Annotated in this window: 27 protein-coding genes, 1 pseudogene and 1 riboswitch; of the genes and pseudogenes, 13 read left to right on the top strand and 15 right to left on the bottom strand. The window is 53.7% G+C overall.

What is annotated here, in order from left to right; genetic code table 11:
* Window positions 1-26: 26 nt before the first annotated feature.
* Window positions 27-317 carry a hypothetical protein gene (locus G5574_RS22410; RefSeq protein ID WP_375096760.1) on the bottom strand — a complete coding sequence of 97 codons (291 nt, stop codon included), beginning with the start codon at window positions 315-317 and terminating at the stop codon, window positions 27-29.
* 78 nt (window positions 318-395) lie between these two features.
* Here G5574_RS22410 and G5574_RS22405 point away from each other — a divergent pair, with 78 nt between their 5' ends.
* From G5574_RS22405 to crtB, 6 genes are all read left to right on the top strand, one after another.
* A complete protein-coding gene (locus tag G5574_RS22405; RefSeq protein ID WP_244964698.1) occupies window positions 396-944 on the top strand; it encodes a YtfJ family protein in 549 nt (182 codons plus the stop codon).
* 246 nt (window positions 945-1190) lie between these two features.
* Window positions 1191-2102, top strand: a complete 912-nt coding sequence (locus G5574_RS22400) for a polyprenyl synthetase family protein (RefSeq protein ID WP_033742307.1) — start codon at window positions 1191-1193, stop codon at window positions 2100-2102.
* A 9-nt stretch (window positions 2103-2111) separates the two neighbouring features.
* Complete coding sequence (locus G5574_RS22395) at window positions 2112-3407, top strand: glycosyltransferase (protein ID WP_033742308.1); 1296 nt, start codon at window positions 2112-2114, stop codon at window positions 3405-3407.
* The gene (crtY, locus tag G5574_RS22390) at window positions 3391-4539 is read left to right on the top strand and encodes a lycopene beta-cyclase CrtY (RefSeq protein ID WP_006122049.1); all 1149 of its coding nucleotides are present in this window, start codon (window positions 3391-3393) and stop codon (window positions 4537-4539) included. Before G5574_RS22395 ends, crtY begins: the two co-directional genes overlap by 17 nt.
* An 11-nt stretch (window positions 4540-4550) precedes the next feature.
* Window positions 4551-6029: a phytoene desaturase gene (locus tag G5574_RS22385; protein ID WP_006122048.1), complete on the top strand. Its 1479-nt coding sequence runs from the start codon at window positions 4551-4553 to the stop codon at window positions 6027-6029.
* Window positions 6026-6955, top strand: a complete 930-nt coding sequence (gene crtB / locus G5574_RS22380; protein WP_164483342.1) for a 15-cis-phytoene synthase CrtB — start codon at window positions 6026-6028, stop codon at window positions 6953-6955. The genes G5574_RS22385 and crtB overlap by 4 nt, the downstream gene beginning before the upstream one ends.
* Here crtB and G5574_RS22375 read toward each other — a convergent pair.
* The 3 genes from G5574_RS22375 to G5574_RS22365 all read right to left on the bottom strand — a co-directional run bounded on the left by G5574_RS22375 (window position 6894) and on the right by G5574_RS22365 (window position 9147).
* Window positions 6894-7421 (bottom strand): sterol desaturase family protein, encoded by a 528-nt coding sequence (locus G5574_RS22375; RefSeq protein WP_033742309.1) that lies wholly within the window; start codon window positions 7419-7421, stop codon window positions 6894-6896. The genes crtB and G5574_RS22375 overlap by 62 nt on opposite strands.
* 112 nt (window positions 7422-7533) lie before the next feature.
* Window positions 7534-8550 (bottom strand): NADPH-dependent aldehyde reductase Ahr, encoded by a 1017-nt coding sequence (gene ahr, locus G5574_RS22370; protein WP_006122045.1) that lies wholly within the window; start codon window positions 8548-8550, stop codon window positions 7534-7536.
* A 12-nt stretch (window positions 8551-8562) separates the two neighbouring features.
* Complete coding sequence (locus G5574_RS22365; protein ID WP_164483341.1) at window positions 8563-9147, bottom strand: flavin reductase family protein; 585 nt, start codon at window positions 9145-9147, stop codon at window positions 8563-8565.
* 343 nt (window positions 9148-9490) lie between these two features.
* Between G5574_RS22365 and G5574_RS22360 the strand changes: the two genes are divergently transcribed.
* Window positions 9491-10042 carry a DsbA family protein gene (locus G5574_RS22360; RefSeq protein WP_033742311.1) on the top strand — a complete coding sequence of 184 codons (552 nt, stop codon included), beginning with the start codon at window positions 9491-9493 and terminating at the stop codon, window positions 10040-10042.
* 59 nt (window positions 10043-10101) lie between these two features.
* Window positions 10102-10515 carry an ASCH domain-containing protein gene (locus G5574_RS22355; RefSeq protein ID WP_164483340.1) on the top strand — a complete coding sequence of 138 codons (414 nt, stop codon included), beginning with the start codon at window positions 10102-10104 and terminating at the stop codon, window positions 10513-10515.
* A gap of 23 nt (window positions 10516-10538) precedes the next feature.
* Here the strand turns inward: G5574_RS22355 and G5574_RS22350 are convergent.
* Window positions 10539-10920: pseudogene (locus tag G5574_RS22350) on the bottom strand (YybH family protein).
* 65 nt (window positions 10921-10985) lie between these two features.
* Here G5574_RS22350 and G5574_RS22345 point away from each other — a divergent pair.
* The 4 genes from G5574_RS22345 to G5574_RS22325 all read left to right on the top strand — a co-directional run bounded on the left by G5574_RS22345 (window position 10986) and on the right by G5574_RS22325 (window position 14030).
* Window positions 10986-11360 carry a VOC family protein gene (locus G5574_RS22345; RefSeq protein WP_164483339.1) on the top strand — a complete coding sequence of 125 codons (375 nt, stop codon included), beginning with the start codon at window positions 10986-10988 and terminating at the stop codon, window positions 11358-11360.
* Window positions 11361-11412: 52 nt separating this feature from the next.
* Window positions 11413-12015, top strand: coding sequence for a LysE family translocator (locus G5574_RS22340; RefSeq protein WP_054634070.1), 603 nt, complete (start codon window positions 11413-11415; stop codon window positions 12013-12015).
* A gap of 613 nt (window positions 12016-12628) precedes the next feature.
* Complete coding sequence (locus tag G5574_RS22330) at window positions 12629-13321, top strand: hypothetical protein (RefSeq protein WP_164483338.1); 693 nt, start codon at window positions 12629-12631, stop codon at window positions 13319-13321.
* Between the two features lie 229 nt (window positions 13322-13550).
* Window positions 13551-14030 (top strand): Hcp family type VI secretion system effector, encoded by a 480-nt coding sequence (locus tag G5574_RS22325; RefSeq protein WP_164483337.1) that lies wholly within the window; start codon window positions 13551-13553, stop codon window positions 14028-14030.
* A gap of 754 nt (window positions 14031-14784) precedes the next feature.
* On the opposite strand, the gene G5574_RS22320 is transcribed toward G5574_RS22325, so the two are convergent.
* The 6 genes from G5574_RS22320 to G5574_RS22295 all read right to left on the bottom strand — a co-directional run bounded on the left by G5574_RS22320 (window position 14785) and on the right by G5574_RS22295 (window position 18962).
* Complete coding sequence (locus tag G5574_RS22320) at window positions 14785-15747, bottom strand: HesA/MoeB/ThiF family protein (protein ID WP_110268530.1); 963 nt, start codon at window positions 15745-15747, stop codon at window positions 14785-14787.
* A gap of 9 nt (window positions 15748-15756) precedes the next feature.
* Entirely contained in the window at window positions 15757-16515 is a 759-nt protein-coding gene (locus G5574_RS22315) for a thiazole synthase (RefSeq protein ID WP_164483336.1), read from the bottom strand.
* A gap of 2 nt (window positions 16516-16517) precedes the next feature.
* The gene (gene thiS / locus G5574_RS22310; RefSeq protein ID WP_006122036.1) at window positions 16518-16715 is read right to left on the bottom strand and encodes a sulfur carrier protein ThiS; all 198 of its coding nucleotides are present in this window, start codon (window positions 16713-16715) and stop codon (window positions 16518-16520) included.
* Window positions 16700-17644: an FAD-dependent oxidoreductase gene (locus G5574_RS22305; protein WP_164483335.1), complete on the bottom strand. Its 945-nt coding sequence runs from the start codon at window positions 17642-17644 to the stop codon at window positions 16700-16702. The genes thiS and G5574_RS22305 overlap by 16 nt, the downstream gene beginning before the upstream one ends.
* Window positions 17645-17782: 138 nt before the next feature.
* A riboswitch (TPP riboswitch) is annotated at window positions 17783-17902 on the bottom strand.
* 77 nt (window positions 17903-17979) lie between these two features.
* Entirely contained in the window at window positions 17980-18300 is a 321-nt protein-coding gene (locus G5574_RS22300) for an AzlD domain-containing protein (protein WP_006122033.1), read from the bottom strand.
* Entirely contained in the window at window positions 18297-18962 is a 666-nt protein-coding gene (locus G5574_RS22295) for an AzlC family ABC transporter permease (protein WP_039339577.1), read from the bottom strand. Before G5574_RS22295 ends, G5574_RS22300 begins: the two co-directional genes overlap by 4 nt.
* Before the next feature lie 102 nt (window positions 18963-19064).
* Here G5574_RS22295 and G5574_RS22290 point away from each other — a divergent pair, with 102 nt between their 5' ends.
* Window positions 19065-19613 (top strand): helix-turn-helix domain-containing protein, encoded by a 549-nt coding sequence (locus G5574_RS22290; protein WP_033742317.1) that lies wholly within the window; start codon window positions 19065-19067, stop codon window positions 19611-19613.
* Window positions 19614-19625: 12 nt separating this feature from the next.
* Here the strand turns inward: G5574_RS22290 and G5574_RS22285 are convergent, their stop codons facing one another.
* Genes G5574_RS22285 through G5574_RS22270 form a run of 4 tightly spaced genes read right to left on the bottom strand, consistent with a single transcriptional unit; the run spans window position 19626 to window position 24272 of the window.
* On the bottom strand, window positions 19626-21038 hold the full coding sequence (locus G5574_RS22285) for an ABC transporter ATP-binding protein (protein ID WP_164483334.1): 1413 nt from the start codon (window positions 21036-21038) through the stop codon (window positions 19626-19628).
* Window positions 21023-21814, bottom strand: coding sequence for an ABC transporter permease (locus G5574_RS22280; protein ID WP_039339572.1), 792 nt, complete (start codon window positions 21812-21814; stop codon window positions 21023-21025). Before G5574_RS22280 ends, G5574_RS22285 begins: the two co-directional genes overlap by 16 nt.
* Entirely contained in the window at window positions 21811-22746 is a 936-nt protein-coding gene (locus tag G5574_RS22275; protein WP_164483333.1) for an ABC transporter permease, read from the bottom strand. The genes G5574_RS22280 and G5574_RS22275 overlap by 4 nt, the downstream gene beginning before the upstream one ends.
* Window positions 22746-24272: an ABC transporter substrate-binding protein gene (locus G5574_RS22270; RefSeq protein ID WP_164483332.1), complete on the bottom strand. Its 1527-nt coding sequence runs from the start codon at window positions 24270-24272 to the stop codon at window positions 22746-22748. Before G5574_RS22270 ends, G5574_RS22275 begins: the two co-directional genes overlap by 1 nt.
* Window positions 24273-24394: the final 122 nt, after the last annotated feature.

The raw sequence follows: 24394 nt of genomic DNA, 5'->3' as shown, positions 1-24394 counted from the left end.
GTCAGGCATAATAACGTTTTGTCCGTTCAGTGATGATGGATAACATGGGCACGTTGTAGCGCATGTTTAAACTGCCGCACATCCTCGCGTAACCAGTGACGCTGCGTCAAAGGCAGATGCTCCAGCCCCTCAGGCAATGGTACCCCATATAACGCCCCACGATTGCAAAGCGCTCTGACCAGGCTTGTTTGCGAAATACCCAGATAGGTCGCCATTTCGGGTAATGTCATAAACTCTGCATGCATGTTCACCTCCCAACCTGTCGTTAATGCTGCATTTTTGTTCAATTCAGGGCAGTTCTTATTGATCTGCGTCATATACACGCATTAAACAGACGAAAGAGGGAGAAAGTTGCTAAGCTGGAAGTTCTCCTGAATACAACATGAGAAGACCACGTGCAACGTTATGGATTGATGGTGCTTTTTCTTGTTTCCTGTTGGTCTGATGCTCACACATTTACGATGGGCAAACCTGTTCCGGCCGTTTCTGTCGCAGATAAAGGTGAAATGCAGTTACGCAACGGTCAAATTCACTACCAAACCTGGAACAGTCAGTCACTTACAGGAAAAGCCCGTTTACTTATTCATGTGGCTGGCCGGTTATCGGCTAAAGAGCAGTCCGCAGGCCTCATCAGCGCCATTCAGCAGGCCAGTCTGCCGGAAAAGACCTTTCAGACAACCACCATCGTTAATACCGACGATGCGCTGCCGGGCAGCAGTATTTTTGTGGTTAACAGCATTCGCGCCAGTAAAAAAGCGTCGCCGTGGCAGCAGTTCATCATTGACAGCAGTGGCCTTGCCCGCCATCGCTGGCAGCTTAAACCGGGCGGGGCGGCGGCAATTGTTCTTGACGCACAAGGCAATGTGCAATTTGCCAAAGACACTCCCCTGAGCGCGGATGACATTTCGCAGATTATTTCGCTATTACGGGTGCTGACGCGCTGAAGAACGATCCAGGTGATTAAGGCCAGTCCGGCAGAGGGCAGTGACGGAGGTTGATGAATTTCCCCTCTTTTCTTAAAGCTCAACTAGTATTAATTATATGGGTTTAGCCCAATAAAAACTGAAAACCCGAACGGTAAAAAAACGGGTAGCCCTGCCAACGATGCTCTGGCAGTTAAAGTGTCTTTTAAAATGGCATCGCACGTTTTAGCGTTGTCGTAAATGTATCCGTTAATAAGGACAGCCCGAATGACGGTCTGCGCAAAAAAACACGTTCACCTTACTGGCATTTCGGCTGAGCAGTTGCTGGCTGATATTGATAGCCGCCTTGATCAGTTACTGCCGGTTCAGGGTGAGCGGGATTGTGTGGGTGCCGCGATGCGTGAAGGCACGCTGGCACCGGGCAAACGTATTCGTCCGATGCTGCTGTTATTAACAGCGCGCGATCTTGGCTGTGCGATCAGTCACGGGGGATTACTGGATTTAGCCTGCGCGGTTGAAATGGTGCATGCTGCCTCGCTGATTCTGGATGATATGCCCTGCATGGACGATGCGCAGATGCGTCGGGGGCGTCCCACCATTCACACGCAGTACGGTGAACATGTGGCGATTCTGGCGGCGGTCGCTTTACTCAGCAAAGCGTTTGGGGTGATTGCCGAGGCTGAAGGTCTGACGCCGATAGCCAAAACTCGCGCGGTGTCGGAGCTGTCCACTGCGATTGGCATGCAGGGTCTGGTTCAGGGCCAGTTTAAGGACCTCTCGGAAGGCGATAAACCCCGCAGCGCCGATGCCATACTGCTAACCAATCAGTTTAAAACCAGCACGCTGTTTTGCGCTTCAACGCAAATGGCGTCCATTGCGGCCAACGCGTCCTGCGAAGCGCGTGAGAACCTGCATCGTTTCTCGCTCGATCTCGGCCAGGCCTTTCAGTTGCTTGACGATCTTACCGATGGCATGACCGATACCGGCAAAGACATCAATCAGGATGCAGGTAAATCAACGCTGGTCAATTTATTAGGCTCAGGCGCGGTCGAAGAACGCCTGCGACAGCATTTGCGCCTGGCCAGTGAACACCTTTCCGCGGCATGCCAAAACGGCCATTCCACCACCCAACTTTTTATTCAGGCCTGGTTTGACAAAAAACTCGCTGCCGTCAGTTAAGGATGCTGCATGAGCCATTTTGCGGTGATCGCACCGCCCTTTTTCAGCCATGTTCGCGCTCTGCAAAACCTTGCTCAGGAATTAGTGGCCCGCGGTCATCGTGTTACGTTTTTTCAGCAACATGACTGCAAAGCGCTGGTAACGGGCAGCGATATCGGATTCCAGACCGTCGGACTGCAAACGCATCCTCCCGGTTCCTTATCGCACCTGCTGCACCTGGCCGCGCACCCGCTCGGACCCTCGATGTTACGACTGATCAATGAAATGGCACGTACCAGCGATATGCTTTGCCGGGAACTGCCCGCCGCTTTTCATGCGTTGCAGATAGAGGGCGTGATCGTTGATCAAATGGAACCGGCAGGTGCAGTAATCGCAGAAGCGTCAGGCCTGCCGTTTGTTTCGGTGGCCTGCGCGCTGCCGCTCAACCGCGAACCGGGTTTGCCTCTGGCGGTGATGCCTTTCGAATACGGCACCAGCGATGCGGCTCGGGAACGCTATACCACCAGCGAAAAAATTTATGACTGGCTGATGCGACGTCACGATCGTGTGATCGCGCATCATGCCTGCAGAATGGGTTTAGCCCCGCGTGAAAAACTGCATCACTGCTTTTCTCCACTGGCACAAATCAGCCAGTTGATCCCCGAACTGGATTTTCCCCGCAAAGCGCTGCCCGACTGCTTTCATGCGGTTGGACCGTTACGGCAACCTCAGGGGAGGCCGGGGTCATCAACTTCTTATTTTCCGTCCCCGGACAAACCCCGTATTTTTGCCTCGCTGGGCACCCTGCAGGGGCATCGTTATGGCCTGTTCAGGACCATCGCCAAAGCCTGCGAAGAAGTGGATGCGCAGTTACTGTTGGCACACTGTGGCGGCCTCTCAGCCACGCAGGCAGGTGAACTGGCCCGGGGCGGGGACATTCAGGTTGTGGATTTTGCCGATCAATCCGCAGCACTTTCACAGGCACAGTTGGCAATCACACATGGTGGGATGAATACGGTACTGGATGCTATTGCTTCCCGCACACCGCTACTGGCGCTGCCGCTGGCATTTGATCAACCTGGCGTGGCATCACGAATTGTTTATCATGGCATCGGCAAGCGTGCGTCTCGGTTTACCACCAGCCATGCGCTGGCGCGGCAGATTCGATCGCTGCTGACTAACACCGATTACCCGCAGCGTATGACAAAAATTCAGGCCGCATTGCGTCTGGCAGGCGGCACACCAGCCGCCGCCGATATTGTTGAACAGGCGATGCGGACCTGTCAGCCAGTACTCAGTGGGCAGGATTATGCAACCGCACTATGATCTCATTCTGGTCGGTGCCGGTCTGGCTAACGGCCTTATCGCGCTCCGGCTTCAGCAACAGCATCCGGATATGCGGATCTTGCTTATTGAGGCGGGTCCTGAGGCGGGAGGGAACCATACCTGGTCCTTTCACGAAGAGGATTTAACGCTGAACCAGCATCGCTGGATAGCGCCGCTTGTGGTCCATCACTGGCCCGACTACCAGGTTCGTTTCCCCCAACGCCGTCGCCATGTGAACAGTGGCTACTACTGCGTGACCTCCCGGCATTTCGCCGGGATACTCCGGCAACAGTTTGGACAACATTTATGGCTGCATACCGCGGTTTCAGCCGTTCATGCTGAATCGGTCCAGTTAGCGGATGGCCGGATTATTCATGCCAGTACAGTGATCGACGGACGGGGTTACACGCCTGATTCTGCACTACGCGTAGGATTCCAGGCATTTATCGGTCAGGAGTGGCAACTGAGCGCGCCGCATGGTTTATCGTCACCGATTATCATGGATGCGACGGTCGATCAGCAAAATGGCTACCGCTTTGTTTATACCCTGCCGCTTTCCGCAACCGCACTGCTGATCGAAGACACACACTACATTGACAAGGCTAATCTTCAGGCCGAACGGGCGCGTCAGAACATTCGCGATTATGCTGCGCGACAGGGTTGGCCGTTACAGACGTTGCTGCGGGAAGAACAGGGTGCATTGCCCATTACGTTAACGGGCGATAATCGTCAGTTTTGGCAACAGCAACCACAAGCCTGTAGCGGATTACGCGCCGGGCTGTTTCATCCGACAACCGGCTACTCCCTACCGCTCGCGGTGGCACTCGCCGATCGTCTCAGCGCGCTGGATGTGTTTACCTCTTCCTCTGTTCACCAGACGATTGCTCACTTCGCCCAGCAACGTTGGCAGCAACAGGGGTTTTTCCGCATGCTGAATCGCATGTTGTTTTTAGCCGGACCGGCCGAGTCACGCTGGCGTGTGATGCAGCGTTTCTATGGCTTACCCGAGGATTTGATTGCCCGCTTTTATGCGGGAAAACTCACCGTGACCGATCGGCTACGCATTCTGAGCGGCAAGCCGCCCGTTCCCGTTTTCGCGGCATTGCAGGCAATTATGACGACTCATCGTTGAAGAGCGACTACATGAAACCAACTACGGTAATTGGTGCGGGCTTTGGTGGCCTGGCACTGGCAATTCGTTTACAGGCCGCAGGTATTCCTGTTTTGCTGCTTGAGCAGCGCGACAAGCCGGGTGGCCGGGCTTATGTTTATCAGGAGCAGGGCTTTACTTTTGATGCAGGCCCTACCGTTATCACCGATCCCAGCGCGATTGAAGAACTGTTTGCTCTGGCCGGTAAACAGCTTAAGGATTACGTCGAGCTGTTGCCGGTCACGCCGTTTTATCGCCTGTGCTGGGAGTCCGGCAAGGTCTTCAATTACGATAACGACCAGGCCCAGTTAGAAGCGCAGATACAGCAGTTTAATCCGCGCGATGTTGCGGGTTATCGAGCGTTCCTTGACTATTCGCGTGCCGTATTCAATGAGGGCTATCTGAAGCTCGGCACTGTGCCTTTTTTATCGTTCAAAGACATGCTTCGGGCCGCGCCCCAGTTGGCAAAGCTGCAGGCGTGGCGTAGCGTTTACAGTAAAGTTGCCGGCTACATTGAGGATGAGCATCTTCGGCAGGCGTTTTCTTTTCACTCGCTCTTAGTGGGGGGGAATCCGTTTGCAACCTCGTCCATTTATACGCTGATTCACGCGTTAGAACGGGAATGGGGCGTCTGGTTTCCACGCGGTGGCACCGGTGCGCTGGTCAATGGCATGATCAAGCTGTTTCAGGATCTGGGCGGCGAAGTCGTGCTTAACGCCCGGGTCAGTCATATGGAAACCGTTGGGGACAAGATTCAGGCCGTGCAGTTGGAAGACGGCAGACGGTTTGAAACCTGCGCGGTGGCGTCGAACGCTGATGTTGTACATACCTATCGCGATCTGCTGTCTCAGCATCCCGCAGCCGCTAAGCAGGCGAAAAAACTGCAATCCAAGCGTATGAGTAACTCACTGTTTGTACTCTATTTTGGTCTCAACCATCATCACGATCAACTCGCCCATCATACCGTCTGTTTTGGGCCACGCTACCGTGAACTGATTCACGAAATTTTTAACCATGATGGTCTGGCTGAGGATTTTTCGCTTTATTTACACGCACCTTGTGTCACGGATCCGTCACTGGCACCGGAAGGTTGCGGCAGCTATTATGTGCTGGCGCCTGTTCCACACTTAGGCACGGCGAACCTCGACTGGGCGGTAGAAGGACCCCGACTGCGCGATCGTATTTTTGACTACCTTGAGCAACATTACATGCCTGGCTTGCGAAGCCAGTTGGTGACGCACCGTATGTTTACGCCGTTCGATTTCCGCGACGAGCTCAATGCCTGGCAAGGTTCGGCCTTCTCGGTTGAACCTATTCTGACCCAGAGCGCCTGGTTCCGACCACATAACCGCGATAAGCACATTGATAATCTTTATCTGGTTGGCGCAGGCACCCATCCTGGCGCGGGCATTCCCGGCGTAATCGGCTCGGCGAAGGCGACGGCAGGCTTAATGCTGGAGGACCTGATTTGACGAATACGTCATTACTGAATCATGCCGTCGAAACCATGGCGGTTGGCTCGAAAAGCTTTGCGACTGCATCGTCGCTTTTCGACGCCAAAACCCGTCGCAGCGTGCTGATGCTTTACGCATGGTGCCGCCACTGCGACGACGTCATTGACGATCAAACACTGGGCTTTCATGCCGACCAGCCCTCTTCGCAGATGCCTGAGCAGCGCCTGCAGCAGCTTGAAATGAAAACGCGTCAGGCCTACGCCGGTTCGCAAATGCACGAGCCCGCTTTTGCCGCGTTTCAGGAGGTCGCGATGGCGCATGATATCGCTCCCGCCTACGCGTTCGACCATCTGGAAGGTTTTGCCATGGATGTGCGCGAAACGCGCTACCTTACACTGGACGATACGCTGCGTTATTGCTATCACGTCGCCGGTGTTGTGGGCCTGATGATGGCGCAAATTATGGGCGTTCGCGATAACGCCACGCTCGATCGCGCCTGCGATCTCGGGCTGGCTTTCCAGCTGACCAACATTGCGCGTGATATTGTCGACGATGCTCAGGTGGGCCGCTGTTATCTGCCTGAAAGCTGGCTGGAACAGGAAGGACTGACGAAAGCGAATTATGCTGCGCCAGAAAACCGGCAGGCCTTAAGCCGTATCGCCGGGCGACTGGTACGGGAAGCGGAACCCTATTACGTCTCATCAATGGCCGGTCTGGCACAATTACCCTTACGCTCGGCCTGGGCCATCGCGACAGCGAAGCAGGTGTACCGTAAAATTGGCGTGAAAGTTGAACTGGCCGGTAAGCAGGCCTGGGATCATCGCCAGTCCACGTCCACCGCCGAAAAATTAACGCTTTTGCTGACGGCATCCGGTCAGGCAGTTACTTCCCGGATGAAGACGTATCCACCCCGTCCTGCTCATCTCTGGCAGCGCCCGATCTAGCCGCATGCCTTTCTCTCAGCGTCGCCTGAAGTTTAGATAACGGTGGCGCGTACAGAAAACCAAAGGACACGCAGCCCTCTTTTCCCCTTACAGCATGATGCATACGGTGGGCCATGTATAACCGTTTCAGGTAGCCTTTGCGCGGTATGTAGCGGAACGGCCAGCGCTGGTGTACCAGTCCGTCGTGGACCATAAAATACAGTAAACCATAAGCGGTCATGCCTGCACCAATCCACTGGAGCGGCCAGATTCCTGTACTGCCGAAGTAAATCAGGGCAATCGACACAATGGCGAATACCACGGCATAGAGATCGTTAACTTCAAATGCGCCTTTACGCGGTTCATGATGTGAAAGATGCCAGCCCCAACCCCAGCCGTGCATGATGTATTTATGTGCCAGTGCAGCAACCACTTCCATGCCGACCACGGTGATAAACACGATCAGGGCATTCCAAATCCACAACATAATCTCTCCAGTACAGACGTCCGGCATCAAGCGTGAGGAGTTAATTTTAACAGAGATTAGCCCGTCTACTTACGGGAAAGAGAAAAGGCGCGCCAGAAAGGCGCGCCTGGCATCAGAAATCCGCCTTCAGAACCACGCGGTAATTGGCTTTACCCGCGCGTACGTGCGCCAGCGCATCGTTAATTTTGGACATTGGGAAGTACTCTACCGTCGGGGCGATATCTGCACGACCAGCCAGCTTCAGCAGTGAACGTAACTGAGCCGGAGAACCCGTTGACGAGCCAGTAACGGCACGGTCGCCCAGAATCAGACTAAAAGCCGGGACATCGAAAGGTTTCAGCACCGCGCCGACCGTATGGAACTTGCCGCGAGGAGCCAGTGCCGCAAAGTACGGCTGCCAGTCAAGATCGACCGCGACAGTGCTGATAATCAGATCGAACTGACCGGCCAGCGCTTTCAGCGCCTCGGGATCGCGACTGTTCACCACATGGTCTGCCCCCATGTCGAGGATAGCCTGCTTTTTGCTTTCAGATGAACTGAACGCCGTTACTTCCGCCCCCATGGCATGCAGGATTTTAATGGCGATATGACCCAGTCCACCAATTCCGATCACACCAACCCGGCTCATCGCCGTGATGTTGTGCATCAGCAGAGGCTTAAATACCGTGATACCGCCGCAGAGCAGTGGGCCTGCCGTGGCAGGATCCAGTTTTTCCGGCAGCGGAATGACCCATTGCCAGTTAGCACGCAGCTTCTCAGCGAAACCGCCGTGGTTGCCGATGGTCGTCGTCGTACCCTGTGCACAGTTAACGTGATCGCCACTGATGCAGGGATCGCAGTGCTGGCAGCTCTTGGCCGTCCAGCCAATGCCCACGCGCTGACCGACTTTCAGCCCTTTATTTTTTGCACTGTCGCCCAGTGCGGCTACGCGTCCGATGACCTCATGGCCAGCAACCACGGGATAAGCCGAAATTCCCCACTCGTTATCGATCATCGACAGGTCGGAGTGACAGACACCACAATACTCAACCTCGACTTCAACATCTTCAGCGTCCAACGGGCCGGGATCATAGTCGTAACGCTCCAGCGCTTGTCCCGCCTGCATGGCTGCGTAACTCTTAATTGTCATTCTGTACCTCTTTTAACGCGTTGATTTGGCAGTCAGCGTATTCGCAACGGTCACGAACTGACCACCGCCAAGATGATGTAATGTATGGAGCGCGGGATCCACGGCCTCGAAATGCCAGCGGCCGTCATAAAATACCCGGCTGTCAGCCGCCGCAGTGAGCACCTCACCAAACAGCGTGTCATAGGCCTGCTGCGCTTCCGTTTCAGGCAGCAGACGGCACTCCATCCACGCGACACAGCTCTCTTCCAGCAACGGCACGCCATAGTGCAGACTTTCGTGTGCCTGAATAGCGAAGTCGGCAAACTTGTCCTGATCGCGCCCGGACGTGCTGCCCACCGCATAAGCCATATCAACAAAACCCGCCGCCGGTACACAAATGCCAAATGCCCCGCTGGCTTCAATGATCTCACGTGACAATGTGGATTTATCCACAACGATAGCCATTCTTGCTGGTGTGAACTCAACGGGTACCGACCAGGCTGCGGCCATGATGTTGCGGCGCTTTGACTGACTGTCGCGACTGGTAATTAACACCGTGGGACCGTGATTAAGCAGACGGCTTGCGTGTTCCAGCGCTACCGGACGAAAATGCGACATGCAGTGTTCCTCAGACCTGAACCAGGCATAAATGACGCGACTGAACCCCAATATCAGGGAATAAAGCGCGTTACCTTAGCGGCTTTTATTTCGCTTCAGTTTGCCGCTTTGTGCCTTAACGTTAAAAATAATGTTTAATATCATGATTTAACATTGATGAAATCTGATAGTGCTGGCCTTTAAAGCGAAACCGCCGGATAGCTAATTCTAGTTTGGTTTGGTTTGATGTGGGAGAAATGAGATTAATCCTTATCAGTTTAAAATAAGGTCTGCACTGGCAGAACCTGGCTAAGTTTGTCACAGTCATTGAAGCCAACTTTCATGCTTTACAACAGGAGCCGCTATGAACACTGAAACACTACGGGCAGAACCACTGACCTGGGGTCATGGGCCTCATCTTTTTGAAGTTTTTATCGAGCCCACCTGCCCTTTCTCCGTTCGGGCTTTCAATAAGCTGGATGCGCTCCTGAGCCTGGTCGGAGAAGATAAGATGACGCTTAAAGTCCATCTTCAGTCCCAGCCCTGGCATATGTATTCCGGGGTTATTGTGCGCTATATTCTTGCCGCCTCAGTACAAGGTAAAGCGGCGGCTAAAGCCGTCCTCCAGGCGGTGGCCGATCACCGCGAAGCGTTTGAGTTCACTGACCACTGCCGTGGTCCTAACATGGACACCACGCCTAACCAACTCCTGGCACGGCTCAGGGATTACAGCGGCATTGATGCTTATGCGGCTTTCGATCGCCCTGACTTACAAAATCTGGTGAAATGGCACTGTAAGTATGCCCGTCAGAACGGGATTCATGTTTCGCCAACCTTCATGATTAATGGTCTGGTCCAGCCCGATATCGGCAGCGGCGATTCGGTTGAACAGTGGGCAGAACGCCTTCTGGCCTGATATTCCCCTGCGATGCACACAAACTGAGTGGATAACCCATAAACGGACGTAATATTCCCATGACAATGAATGTGGAACAATTAAAGGCTAAATATCCTGGCGCACTGTCGTGGTCATTTGGCGATTCACCTGAGCTGGCGAATGAACTGGCGACCCTGGTCCTGACCGGGAAGAAAATTGCCACCTGCAGCTCGTTGCAGGGCTGGTACGATGACGACGTCAGGCCGCTGCCTGGCGGTTACAACATTATTTTAGATGGCGAGAAAAAACCGCTGTGCGTCGTCAGAACGACCGGGCTTTTTCTGACGCGCTTTGATCGCGTCACGCCGGAAATGGCCATGATGGAAGGAGAAGGCGACCTGAGTCTTGAATACTGGCAGCGTGAACATCAACGCTTCTTCCAGCGCAACGGCGGATTCAGTCCCGAAATGGAGCTGATCTTTGAAACCTTCCAGCTGGTGGAAGTCATCTGACAAACCGCCCGTTCGCGCCCGTATTACATCCGAACGGGCGTTTTCATTCCGGGGCAGCAGGCCAAATCAACGGTGCAGCGCCATTGACCATCACGGTCCCGGCGAAACACATAGGTGGCGCGCCGGGTCGTTTCAACATGGTTTTCTGCTGACAGGAATAACGCAGCACGGTTTCCATGATCACCAGCGCCGTTTCCCCCCTCAGTGACCGCCATTCTGCCCTGCTCAACCACCCGCTTATCCTGAACAATGGCCTTAAAAGCACGACGCATGGCGGCCTTGCCCGTTACCGTCATTCCCGGCTTTATCATCAGGCCGGCATCCTCTGCATAGTGCTGCATAATCACGGGAAGTCATCGCCCTGTCGCTTCGTCTGACAACCTGTAAAACAGGTAGCTCATTCATCAGCTCTTCCGCACGCATTGCGGGTATGTTAAGTATATGCTTACCGATGTTAAAAGGAGTTAATCATGTTTAGTCATATGGTTGTTGGTACAGACGATATTGAGCAGACAAAAAAATTCTATGACGCCATTTTTGCCGTAATAGCGTGTGAAGAGCAGGGAATTGATGCCATAGGCCGCCCTTTTTATTCGAAAAATAACCAGCGTTTTATTGTCACTAAGCCCATTAATGGTCAACCCGCCACCTTTGCCAATGGCGGAACCATTGGCTTTGCGATGCCCTCATCTGACGCCGTCTTCCGCTGGCATCAGCAGGGTCTCGAAAACGGCGGAACCTCGGCTGAATCCCCACCGCATATCAGAGAAACCGATGGTCGCTGTGTCGCTTATCTCAGAGATCCCACCGGTAATAAGCTGTGTGCTTTTTACAATCCGTCATAGTGTATGACCGGTTCTGTACACGCAGCGAAAAAGCCTTGTAAACGGAGAGCCGTTGGATATTAATCTCGCTGGCTTTCTGCCTGCACTGTTGCCGATTGCGCTGTCACCTGGGGCGAGTTTCACTCTGGCGATGAACAGTGCACTTACATCAGGCTACAGAGGCTTGTTTAAAACACTGTTCGGCACTGCGCTGGGTATTTACACGCACGCGCTGCTGATTGGACTGGGGCTGTCGACGGCGCTGGTGGCGTCATCCACACTGTTCACCTGGTTAAAAATCGTGGGGGGCGTTTATTTACTGTGGCTTGGCGGACTGCTGTTTATCACCGGGATAAAGACAAAAACCTTTACGCTGAACGCCATGGACAGCGCGGTTACGATAAAAGGCGCCTGGCTGGCCAACGTCATTAACCCTAAAGCTATCCTGTTTTACCTGACGGTGGTTTCCCAGTTTACAGGCGACAGAACCGATTTGGCTGCCTTCCTGAGCCTGGCCACCGTGCACATTGTAGTGATGTGTCTCTGGCTCACGCTTATCAGCCAGCTACTGGTTTTTTCAGCGCAAAGCGTGAATCCCGTTGTTCTGAAACGCTATGTAAACATGGCAGGGGGTCTTTTGCTGATAGTGATTGCCGTACACAACCTGGTATCCTGATCGTGCGTTCAACGCGGTCATCATAACTTTCATTCATATCGGAAGGCAGGGGAAAACAGATGGTAACCGTTCAGCAATGGTATAAAGACGATTATCTGATCACGACAGATCGCGCAAGAATGGATATTGAGGCGATTCATCGCTATCTTACCCGCTCAACATGAGCAGCCGGTTGAAATATCGCGAATGGATGTGGCCGTACGTCTCTATCCAGTTGTTTGCGGCGTGTAACGTTCAGTGCCAGTCATTCTCGTACAAGGTCGAGTGCACTGAGTGTGTAGCGGCCTTCGCTGTTGCACTTAACAGCCTGGCGAAAGGTAACCATGATTTCGTAGTCTCGGGGCATCAATCTGCCCTTCAATTTTTGCTATGTGTAATTACAGTAATATCAGTACGTGATAATGATCAAGCCGCTACGGTTGGGAATTTGTAAAACCTATGAAAAATAATTATTTTTATTGACAAGACTTTTATCAAGACAATTTTCCGATTTACTTAATAAGTTAATAGCATTACATTGTACCTGGTTAAACATTTCTCGTTAATCTCGCGTTTCATCAGTGACGATGAACCGTTAAAACAAACATGAAAGGACGTCGAAAAGGATAGAAGGATGTATTACAGGGAAGAGATAATAAATTATTTTCAAGCCAATAACATATTAGCTTCTAAATTAGATCGTGCGTTAACAGGTGTCATGGATTTAGTTTCAAACCAGATAGATACGATTGGCGCTGGTGCCAGGCGTGCGCTTTATTATACCTCGTATTTTACCGATGAATATAACGATGTTTGCCAGCAGCAAAAAAACGAAGATGTTCGATTCAAAAATGGCGTCATTTATCTTTTGCGACATGAAAATATTGCTTATCAAATGCTAAAGATATATTTCGAAGAAATATTTAAGGATAAGACCTCCGAACAACTTGAACACATCAAGCAAAAGCTAATGACTGTTAACATACATATTGCCGCCAGCTCACTGACAAACGTTGGATTTGCTTTAGCAACAGCAACTTCTGTTGCAGCAGGCATGAATCTGAGTTTTCAACTCAGCGCGCTGGTGGGACGTAGGGCGGGACAGTTAGCCGGAGCGATTGGCATATATGGCATAGTCCAGAAAGCGGCAGATAGCGCATACCGTCTTCACGTGTCTAATCCGGTTTATTATTCAGCGCTATACACCCAAGAGCTCGAAATGATGTATTTCCTGATAGAACCTTTATTCGAGCGGGCGGAGGCATTTAATGCTCATTGGGCATCAGATAATAAAATTGCAGATATCATTACTAAGATGATTAGATAAATGACGACTTTAACTAAAAGGGTTTTCAGCCGTATATTCAGATCATTAATTTCGGTTTATGGCCCGGCAGCATTGACCATAGCATTTGCTGTCATTCAGGGCTTATTTTTCCCGAATAGTCCAATCTGGCTAATCCCCTTATTCTTTATATTCGTGATGGTTGGTTTATCAATATATGAAATTGTGAAGTTCAAACGAAAGCAATAACACAGATTTATAAGGAAATAATATGTCTACACCAGCTCATTTATGGCTTGAAGATGAAAACGGTTCGCCTATTATTGGTGGCTGCACAATGCCAATGCGTTTGGGTTCTATAGAGTTAAAAAATTTTTCTCACGCCGTGACAATTCCGGTTGATCCCAGCTGGGGAAAATTAACAGGAACACGTATTCACCGACCCATTACTGTAGTGAAAGAATTCGACAGAACTACACCCATTTTATATCGTGCCGTATGTCAGGGCCGTCCTATGAAGAAGGCTACGATTAAAATGTATCATATACTGGAGTCTGGTACAGAGGCCGAATATTTCAATATTATTTTAGAAAATGTCAAAATAACGACTATTTCGCCTTATCTTACACCTAATGGGATGAGCAGCACTCACCAGGAAACGCTGGAGATTCGATATGAAGCGATTACATGGAAATATATAGATGGCAATATTATCTTCCGCGACTCATGGAATGATCGCGCAACTGCTTAAATGAAAAAAGCCTGGTCTTGCCGGGCTTGCTGGTGTTGGCGTTAACATTCACATTAAAATCATGTTAAAAACTTTATTAAATAAGCCATTATTAATTTCCAGGCACTCATGCATCCAGCTTACATCCCTAACCATACATTTCTCCTTTTCATCATCAATTAACTCCCGGCATTTGTAATAAAAGTACACCGTGTTTGATGCTGTCTCTCATTGGCTGTTCCGATCAATTCGCCCTGATTGTCTGGAGAAGCAGACAGACGTGCTTAAGCCATTAATTGCTATAAGATATAAACTGATCTTGCCATTGAAAATGTTGGTGCACAACTAGCCAGTGCAATCTTCGGTCTCAATGCCACACTGCAAAGCATCATCGCTGTTAACACCAGCGTTAGTTATCCTGCATGGTGGCAACATCAAATCCGGCGCTATGGTTGGCCGCATCCATAGCGCGCTGCCGTATACGGACAACTTCAGGATCAAAATTGCATTTACCCTTTCTGGTTTAGAAAAATATTTAACGACGTCTCTGTAAACGGTTTTATAAATCATCTGCTTTTTGCGGTGGATACTGCAGCGTTTTTTCGAAAGCCAGCATGAAGGTGGTCGCGCGTTCGCGTTTCATCTGAGCCTGTTGATTCAGCTTATCGGCATGTTCATACCAGCCGGCCCGATTACGCCTGGACGATTACCCGACCCGATATCTATCAGGCCCGTCGTTCAGACCGGGCCTGATAAGCCTGCTTTTCCGTCAGATTTAGCGGTCGGCGATGATGGCCAGCCGCTCACAGCCACGCGCCTCCAGTGCCTGCGCGGCCTGAGCGGCACGCATGCCGCTGGCGCAGACCAGAACAATGCGCTTATCCGCGGGCGGCTGCCAGCAGGCAATATCCTGTGGCAGTAGCCTCTCAGCATTCGTGCTGACGCTCACGGGGGCTTCATCCATCCCACGTAGCTCCACCACGCAGTCGTCTGGCGTCAACAAGGCAGGGTCAATAAACGGAATCCCGGGTTTTTCCGGTTCCGGTGCCGCGTCAAAGCGGAACTGACGCAGTTGCCATGACACAAAATCACAGTTAATCATGCACCCTAACGGTGACGGCGACAGCGTTAGCAGTATGCTGAGCGCCATCTGAGCCTGCATTGCGCCTAAGGTGGCGACCGCCGGGCCTAAAACCCCCGCAGTGTTGCAGTTGCCTGATGCTTTGGGTAAACGGGGAAACAGCGCGCGATAGCTGGGCGCTCCGCCGCAGAATCCGCCAACATAGCCTTGTCTTCCCAGCACTGAGGCACTCACCAGGGGAATTCGTCGGGCATAGCAGTTGTCGGAGAGCAGATAGGTCACTGCAAAATTGTCTGCGGCGTCAATGACCAAATCAATCCCTGCCATTGCCGTATCGATAATGCTGGCACGCAGGGCATCAACATGCGGCTCGATGAGTATGTCAGGATTGCGTTGCGCCAGCGCACGCTGCGCGCAGAAAACCTTGGGCTCGCCAATGTCGGCAACGGTAAACAACGTCTGGCGATGCAAATTATGCAGCGTCACGACATCATGATCATACAGCCGGATATAGCCCACGCCGGCACCTGCGAGCAGGGGCAACAGGGTTGACGCGAGTCCACCCGCGCCCACGACCAGAACGCGGGCTGCAGCCAGCGCCTGCTGCCCCTCATCCCCGACTTCGGGCAACATAGTCTGTCGTTGATATCGCGACATTTTCGCTCCTTAACTGAACTGCGCCAGACCAAAAACGGGCGTGGAGGCGACCGCCATATCCCGACGTTCCATCATGCCGGCCAACCGCGCCTGATGTCCTGACTGAATGGCACTGGCAAACGCTCCCGCCATGCGTACCGGATCGTGGGATTTCGCGACGGCGGTATTCAGCAACACGGCATCAAAGCCCAGCTCCATCGCCTGCGCCGCCTGGCTGGGAGCACCGATCCCCGCGTCAATGATCAGCGGAACGTCTTTAAACCAGGCACGCATGGTGCGTAAACCGTCAATATTGCGTAGCCCCTGCCCCGAGCCAATGGGCGCGCCCCAGGGCATCAGCACCTGACAGCCCGCTTCCAGCAGTTTTTCGCCCACAATCAGATCTTCTGTGGTGTAAGGAAAAACATAAAAACCTTCGGCACATAAAATACGGGCGGCCTCCACCAGGGCGAAAGGATCCGGTTGCAGGGTATCCGCGTGCCCGATCACTTCCAGTTTGATCCACGGCGTGGCAAACAGTTCGCGCGCCATATGCGCCGTCGTGACGGCTTCCCTGACGGTATGGCAACCCGCCGTATTGGGTAACACGCGCTTATTCAGCGTTTTCAGTAAATCGCGAAAGGCCCCACCCTGACTTCCTTCCCGACGCAGACTGACCGTGATGATATCCGCACCGGAGGCCACAACAGCCTGCTGAAGAATATCCGGTGAGGGATAACCGGCCGTACCCAGTAAAAAACGGGAGTCGCCCTTGTAGTCGTAAAACATGATCAACCTCCCTGCATTGGCGACAGCACTTCCAGACGGCAGTTGGCCTCAAGCAACTGTGAGGCATAGCGCTCTCTGGGAACAAAGGTTCCATCGAGGGCACTGGCCACACAGCCAGCGTCAATGCCCTGCTCTTCTAACAACTCCGCAAGCGTCCCGGCTTTCGTCTCGATAGCACGACCATTTAGTTCGATTCGCATAGTAGTCTCTCTGTTGCAAGTTGATGCATGAGCTTTTCGGCCATAACCGGTGCCAGCAAAAAGCCATGGCGATACATGCCGTTAATGGAAAAGACACCGTTTTCATAACGCACGTCGGGCAGGTTGTCGTGATAAGCAGGACGTAACCCCGTCCCGCTTTCGATAATGCGCGCTTCGGCAAGCGCAGGATGAATGCTGTAAGCAGCGCTCAGCAGCTCCATCATGGCGCGCGCGCTGATGGGGCTGGTATCCTGACTCTCAACCATGGTGGCCCCGAGCATAAAGTGCCCCTGCGCCCGGGGAACCAGATAGCAAGGAAAACGGGGATGCAGCAGGCGTAAAGGTCGGGAAAACGTGATCTCATCCGTTTGCAGGATTAGCATTTCGCCCCGCACCGCACGCAAGGCTGGCTGTGCCTCACGCGCATGAATACCGCGGCAATCAATAATGCGTCCGCTGGGATTGCCAGCGTGAATACTGACGCCCGCGCTGACCAGACGTGCACGTAACTGTTGCATTGCCTGACGCGGATCGAGATGCGCTTCAGCCGGGAAAAATAATCCCCGGGCGAAGCGGTTTTCCAGCGCGGGTTCGATGTCACCTGGCGCAACCCACTGATGCGCTAGGGTCATGCTGGCAAACCGGGTAAGTTCGGCGCTGTCACGCGGTGGCGTGAGTACGAGTGTGCCCTGCTGTTCAACGCCACTTACGCGGGCTGCCCACCACGCTGCAGCGTGCTGTCCCCATTCAACGACCTGCTGAGGCGCACTTTCTGCCTCACACCAGGGTGCCAGCATGCCGCCAGCCCAGTAGGACGCCGCCTGACAATTCGGTTGCGTAATGACTTCAACCTTTTCGCCGTGTTCGGCCAGTAACGTCGCGATACAGAGTCCGGATACACCGCTGCCCAGCACTGACCAGCGGCTCATTGTCCGCCATCCTGATGGGGTAAAAACGGAATAAGGATAGTCACATTGGCCTCTCTGTTAGCTCTCAGAGACCCGCGATACAAGAAGGGAAAAAGCACAAGCCTGACAGAAACAGGCTCTGCGGCAAGCATCTACGCGATGCGCAGATGCCCGTCTTCCTACGCCAGTATCAACTGGGTCAGGTTCTAAGGGTCGCTAAGCCGCGCATGGCGCTATTAGCCTCTCAGTCTCTCTGGCGAGACTCCCCTGACGGGTTCTAGTTGTATTTTAAGCGACGCTGTTCGTCAAGGCTGACACGCAATTTATCGCCGGGTCCGGCAAGATAAATAGCGCATTCAGGGTACACCCATATAGCGCAACAACGCCGTCATGCAGGCCGCGCCCAGAATAATGAAAATCAGCGGAGCTCTACGCCAGGCAAGGAACAGGGCAAACCCGACGCCCAGCACTCTGGCCATCCCTGCAAAATGCTGGCCTTCAAACAGCGTGGTGGTTGCCGCAACCGCAAGCAGCAGTACAGTGGCAGCATCGGATAACATATTTTGGGTTCGTTCACTGACGGGCAGACGATTGCCGAGTTTAACACCCGCGAAACGGATGGCGTAGGTGCCAGCAGCCAGCAACGCAATACCTGCAATAATCATGGCGTGATTCATTTGCGCGATCTCCATGTAAAGAGGCCAAGCAAGGAAAACAATACGGGCATACCGGCAGGTACGAAAGGCGTGACCACCAGCGACAAAAACGCACCAGTCATAGCAGGAATGCGGGTGCGCGCTTTGCGTAAGGCAGGAAAGATTAGCGCAATCAGGATCGCGGGAAAGACCGCATCCAGGCCGATAGCAGACACATTCGGAATAAACTGCCCTATCGCCGCGCCAGCCATTACGGTCACAGGCCAGATTACGCCAATACTGATGCCGCATATCCAGAATGCCTGGCGACGTTGCGCCAGCGTAGGCTGGGAAATGCCAAACACGACACTTTCATCATTCATGATGTGGCATCCTAGCAGACCCCGTCTGCCCTGACCGACCAAATCCTTGACAGTGATACCAAAAGGAAGATGACGCGCATTGACCAACAGCCCCGCCGCTGCCGCCGTGAGAGGACTGCCACCGCCCGCCACGATACCGATAAACAGGAACTCCGACGCCCCCGCCAGCACCAGCGTCGATAACGCCAGCGGCACCCAAAACGGAAAACCCTCTGCAAGAGCGAGCGAACCATATGACAGGCCAACAATGCCATCGGCAAGACAGACAAGGAAAATGGCTTTTATCACGCCCTTGTCCAGCGTCTCTTTTTTATCCAGCATCACGATTAGATCCCATAACGAACGATATACCCATTATAATGAACGGACCGCAGCAGCATTACAAGATGAACGATATGTTCGCTATAACTAACAGGATGCAGGATGAGTACACCCATTGATATTATCGCCAGCAGTTTAGTCAGAGAGCGCCAGCGGGCAGGACTGACACTTGCAGAAGTCGCGCGTCGGGCCGGCATAGCAAAATCGACCCTCTCTCAACTTGAGGCGGGGAACGGTAATCCTGGCATTGAGACGTTGTGGTCACTTTGCGTTGCCCTGAATATTCCGTTTGCCCGCCTGATGGAGCCGGAAGCGAACCGCCTGCAGGTTATTCGTCGCGGTGAAGGCCCTGCCGTTGCCGCCGAGCAGGCGGATTATAAAGCCGTCCTGCTGGCAACCTGTCCGCCCGGCGCGCGACGGGATATCTATCTGCTAAACATCCAGCCCGGCAGCGAGCGCCGCTCGCAACCGCATTCGCCGAACACCATTGAGCATCTCATCTTGACTCAGGGACGCGCGCTGGTCGGGCCCACAGACTCGCCCGTCGAACTGGCACCGGGCGACTACATCAGCTATCCCGGCGACACTGAACATATTTTTCGTGCGCTGGAGCCGGATACGCTGGCCGTGCTGGTCATGGAGCACATCTGAGGGTGCTCTGCCTCAGTCATCAGGCAGGCTAATCGCATCAAGGGAAATGACCCGATGTGCACTCCTCTCAAGTAGCGTGAGATCATGACTGACCAGCAGAATGGCGCAGCGTTGCTGCATGGCCAGATCAGTCAGTAAGGCCAGCGTCTGTTGCTGAACCACAGGATCGAGACGCGACGTGGGTTCATCGGCAAACAGGAACACGGGATTCAGCAACATCGCCCGAAGCAGCGAAAACCGCTGAAGTTCACCGCCTGACAATCCTGAAGCCGGACGGTGTAACAACGCCTGTCCGAGCCCCAATTGCCGCATCCGCTCATCACGTCGCCTCACCGGGATTGTGTGGCGCTGCAGCAGATCGTCGATGATCTGGGCCATAGTGATATCCGGTGGAAAAACCGCAGAAGGATCCTGGTACAGTTTTTGATAACGCAACGGATGAAACCTGCCCGGTCGGGTTATCGTTCCCTTATCGGGCTTAATCAAGCCCGATAGCGTATCTCCCAGGCTGCTTTTGCCACTGCCGCTCTCACCATAAAGCCCAACGATTTCACCGGCGCGAAAGCATAAATTTACATTGCGGAACAACGTTTTCCCGGCGCGTTTCAGAGTAAGCCCTTCGGCCCGTAATACGAGGGTGTCATCACAGGGCAACAACGTGGCCGGTGGCCAGGCATGGGGTTCGGCGGCCAGCAACTGTTTCGTATAAGCCTTCTGCGGCGCATTCAGGACTTGCGTGGCATTGCCCTGCTCAATCACCTTTCCCTTATGCATCACGACAATGTCACCGCCTAACTGCCTGGCCAGCGCGATATCATGGGTGATGGTCAGCAAGGCTTCGCCGCGGGCTACGGCCAGGTTGAGCATGTCACCAATTTCGTCCCGTCGCGCCACATCCAGTCCTTTCGTCGGTTCATCCGCGATAAGCAGAGTGGCACCGCCCGCCCGCGCAGCGGCAAAGCACACCCGTTGGGCCATTCCACCGGAAAGCTGCCAGGGGAAACGCTCTGCCGCGTGGGCCAGCCCCAGCGAGTCCAGCGCCAAACCTGCCGCCTGCTGCGCGCCCTGACGCGTGAACCCCCGTATGTACCGATAACCCTCTTCTGTCTGGCTTTTCACACGCATCGTCGGATCAAGCGCCAGTAAGGGCTCCTGAGGTAGAGCGGCAATACGGTGTCCCCACAGCGCGCGGAGTGCTGTCAGATCGGTTTGCAGATTATATTGCTGCCCGTCAATGACTACCGTTCCTTCAGCGCGCACTCCGTCGGGTAAGGCGCCGAAAATGGCCTGCGCAAACAAACTTTTTCCCGATCCTGTCTCACCAATGAAGGTGACGGGCCTGCCGGGATGGATGATCAGACTTACAGGCTCAACAATGCAGGTATCCGCGAAGACGGCAACCTGTTTGATTACGATGCTTGCCATTTGCGCTCCTTGTTGACCAACAAATTCAGCCCCACCAGCAGGATAAACAGCACAACCACAGGCTGCAGTAATAGCCAGGGCGCTTCCCAGGCATAGGGGAACAGCTCCGTCATCATCAGGCCCAGCTCAGGTGTGGGTGGACGAACGCCAACACTGATAAATCCCAGCGCCGATACGGCCATAATGGCATTGCTGAATGCATAGACGGTCAGTGTCAGCAATAACGGAGACAGGGCCGGCCAAAGATGTCGGCGAAAGAGATAAACAATGGAGAAGCCAAGCAGTGAAGATGACTGAACGGCTGGCGACATGACCACGGGCCGCAGCGTGGCGCGTGTCACACGGAAAAATTCCACCCACAGTACCAGTGAAAGTCCCAGCCATAACATGAGGGGCGCGTCAGGTGCGATTGCGGCGAGCAGCAGGACTAACAGCAGGCCCGGCAGCGCCAGACACATGTCGGCCAGCATACCGAAAAGTCGATCGACCCATCCGCCGTACCAGGCGCTGGCTATTCCCGCCAGCAGCCCCATGAGCATTGCTGTAATCACACACAGGGCCGCCAGCCCCAGTGACAATCGCAGCGCCGCACTCAGGCGCGCCAGCATTGAGCGCCCTAAATGGTCATAACCCAGCCACGCGTTACCCGAGGGCGGCGTTAACATCTGCAACAAATCCTGCTGCAGGGGATCGTTCTGATCAAACAACGGCATCAGCCACGCAAAGGCCAGCAGGGTTAAAATTATCACCAGCCCCGTTTTTTGGCGGTACGTCATACGCGTTTACCTCGGGGATCCAGGACATAACACACGGCATCGACAAGCATATTTAAGGTGACAAAGGTCAATCCCAGTACCACCGCACTGGCCTGAATCACCGGAACATCCCGGGCAAAAATCGCATGTACCAGCGCGTGTCCGACACCTGGCCAGGCAAAAAGAGTTTCGATCACCACCACACCTTCCACTAACCAGACGAACTGCATGCCGATCCAGGTGACGACAGGGACACTGAGATTGCGCAAACCATGTCGCAAAAACAGGTGCGGCGCGGAAAGGCCCTTTTGCGCTCCCCAGCGATACCAGCCTGCTTTCACTGCCTGACAGGTTGCCTCACGGACAACACGCGCCCCTACCGCGCTCAGCGTTAATGCCAGCGTCAGCGCCGGCAGGATGACATGTTGCCCTTCCCCATGCCCCGCACTGGGTAGCCAGTTCAGGCGCAGCGAAAACAACATAATCAGAAGTAAACCCAGGGCAAAATGTGGAATCGATTTAAACGTGGGTGCCAGCACGTTAATGAGCCGATCAACAACACCGCCCGGCCGACATCCTGCCCAGATCCCCGCAGGAATAATGAGAATCAACATCATCAGCAGTGCTACACCGGCCAGAGCAAGGGTTTGTGTTAACTGCCAGCCCAGCTCACTGCTGACCGGCTCGCCTGAGACGAGAGATCGCCCGAAATCGAAGCGCAGCAGATCCCACATCCAGTGCCATAGTGCATTTCCCTGAGCGGAAAAGTCCGTCAGCTGTTGCTGCACGCGGGTAACCGCCGCCAGGTCGACCCGGTCATAACCATATCGTCCCGACGCAATGCGCCAGGCCATATCGCCCGGTAACGCCTGTACTAAAACGAACGTTAAAATACCGACGGCAAAAATCACAAAGGCAGCCTGACCCAGGCGCCAGACGAGTTGTTTAAGCATTATTCCGCCCATTTCATTTCACGCAGGCCAAAATGGCGTTCAAAGGGATCCAGTTTTACGGCGGCGAGCTTCGCGTTTACTGCTGCTGACTGCTGGTACCAGGCAACCGGAATAACCGGTAAATCACGCTGTAATGCGGCGGTGATGACCGCTCTTGCCTGCTGTCGTTGATCGGGATCGTTGCTACGTGAAAGCGTGCTGAGCGCCTTATCAAACGCGTTGTCGTGCCAGTTCATTGCGCCCCAGTCACCTCCCTGCGAACCGTAATCCTGAAGTAGCGTGCCGCTTGGATCCGGCGTCAGGGCGAAATTACGGGCATAGAGCGCCATTTGCAGGCTGCCATCATGATGACGCGCGGGTATCTCACTGGAATTGGTTGAATTGATGATGACCTCGATCCCGACCTCTCGCAGTTGTTGCTGAATGACCATGGCGATTAAGGGCAGCTCGGGGCGATCGGGATATGTCAGCAGCGTGAGGGTAAAGCGCTGGCCAGCGCGGGTTAACATGCCGTCCCGGCCGGACATCCATCCGGACTGTGCCAGTAAGGCGGCGGCACGCTGAGGAGCATAATCCAGAGGCTGTAAAGACGCGTTGTGCCACCCGGCCATAGAGGGCGGGAACATCTGTGTTGCCGCACCGGGAGAGCGTAATATGGCCGCAGACAGCGCATTCCGATTGATCGCCAGGCTGAGCGCTTCGCGCGTGGTTTGTTCCTTCAGGAACGGATGAGCGACGTTCAGCTTCAGCATCACCGTACGGGGTACGGAAACGGTAAGCACCTGTAGTGAACTTTTGTGTGACAAGCGCTGACGGCTGGCGGCGTCCAGATTAAAGACGTAATCCGCATCACCACTTTCTGCAAGTAATGCGCGCGTTTCGGCCCGGCCCGCGGACAAATAACGGGCACGTTCAATGCTGGGTTTCTCTCCCCAGTATCCTTCAAACCGTTTTACACTCAGTGACTGAGGTGGCTGGAAACTGACGAGCTGGAAAGGGCCACTGCCGATGACGCGCGTAATGGTATTGGTATCGTCCCAGGAACTCAGCGCGAGGATTTGCGAACGGCTTTCAGCCAGCACCGCCAGCAGCGGCGTGAAAGGCTCGCTCAGCGTGACCGTCACACGCCGATCTTCTCCGCTGACCGACGTAATGGGTGCTTTGTCGAGTAAACCTGGCTTACTGCGGGCGGTATTCAGCGATTTTACGACGCTCTCAGCAGTAACAGGCGATCCATCATGAAAATGGGCGTTGCTCCGCAGCGTAAAATGCCATTGCAGCCCATCGGGCGAAATGTCCCAGCTTTCGGCTAACGCAGGTACCGCCTTGCCTTTCTCATCTGTTTCCACCAGCGTTTCCACCACATCCATACGAAGCAGAATGTCGCCTGAAAGGGCGGGATCGGGACCTTTAATCTCGAAAGGCGCAGCAATGCGAACGGGCTGATTGCGATCGGCGTAAGCACTTAATGACGCAAACAGCAGGCCAGTAAGCGTACCGAAAAACCAGTATTTGAATTGTGTCATGATATGTCTGTTTACCACATAATGTTTCCCAGAATTAATTATGTTATAACATAACAATTAAAATATGAACCCGTTTAACGCTCAGCCAGTCGCATCAGCCTGCTCGCTTTCAGTCTTAACAG

The organism is Pantoea stewartii, from assembly GCF_011044475.1.
In the GTDB taxonomy this organism is placed as follows: Bacteria; Pseudomonadota; Gammaproteobacteria; order Enterobacterales; family Enterobacteriaceae; genus Pantoea; species Pantoea stewartii.
This window is presented reverse-complemented; position numbering and strand designations above follow the sequence as displayed.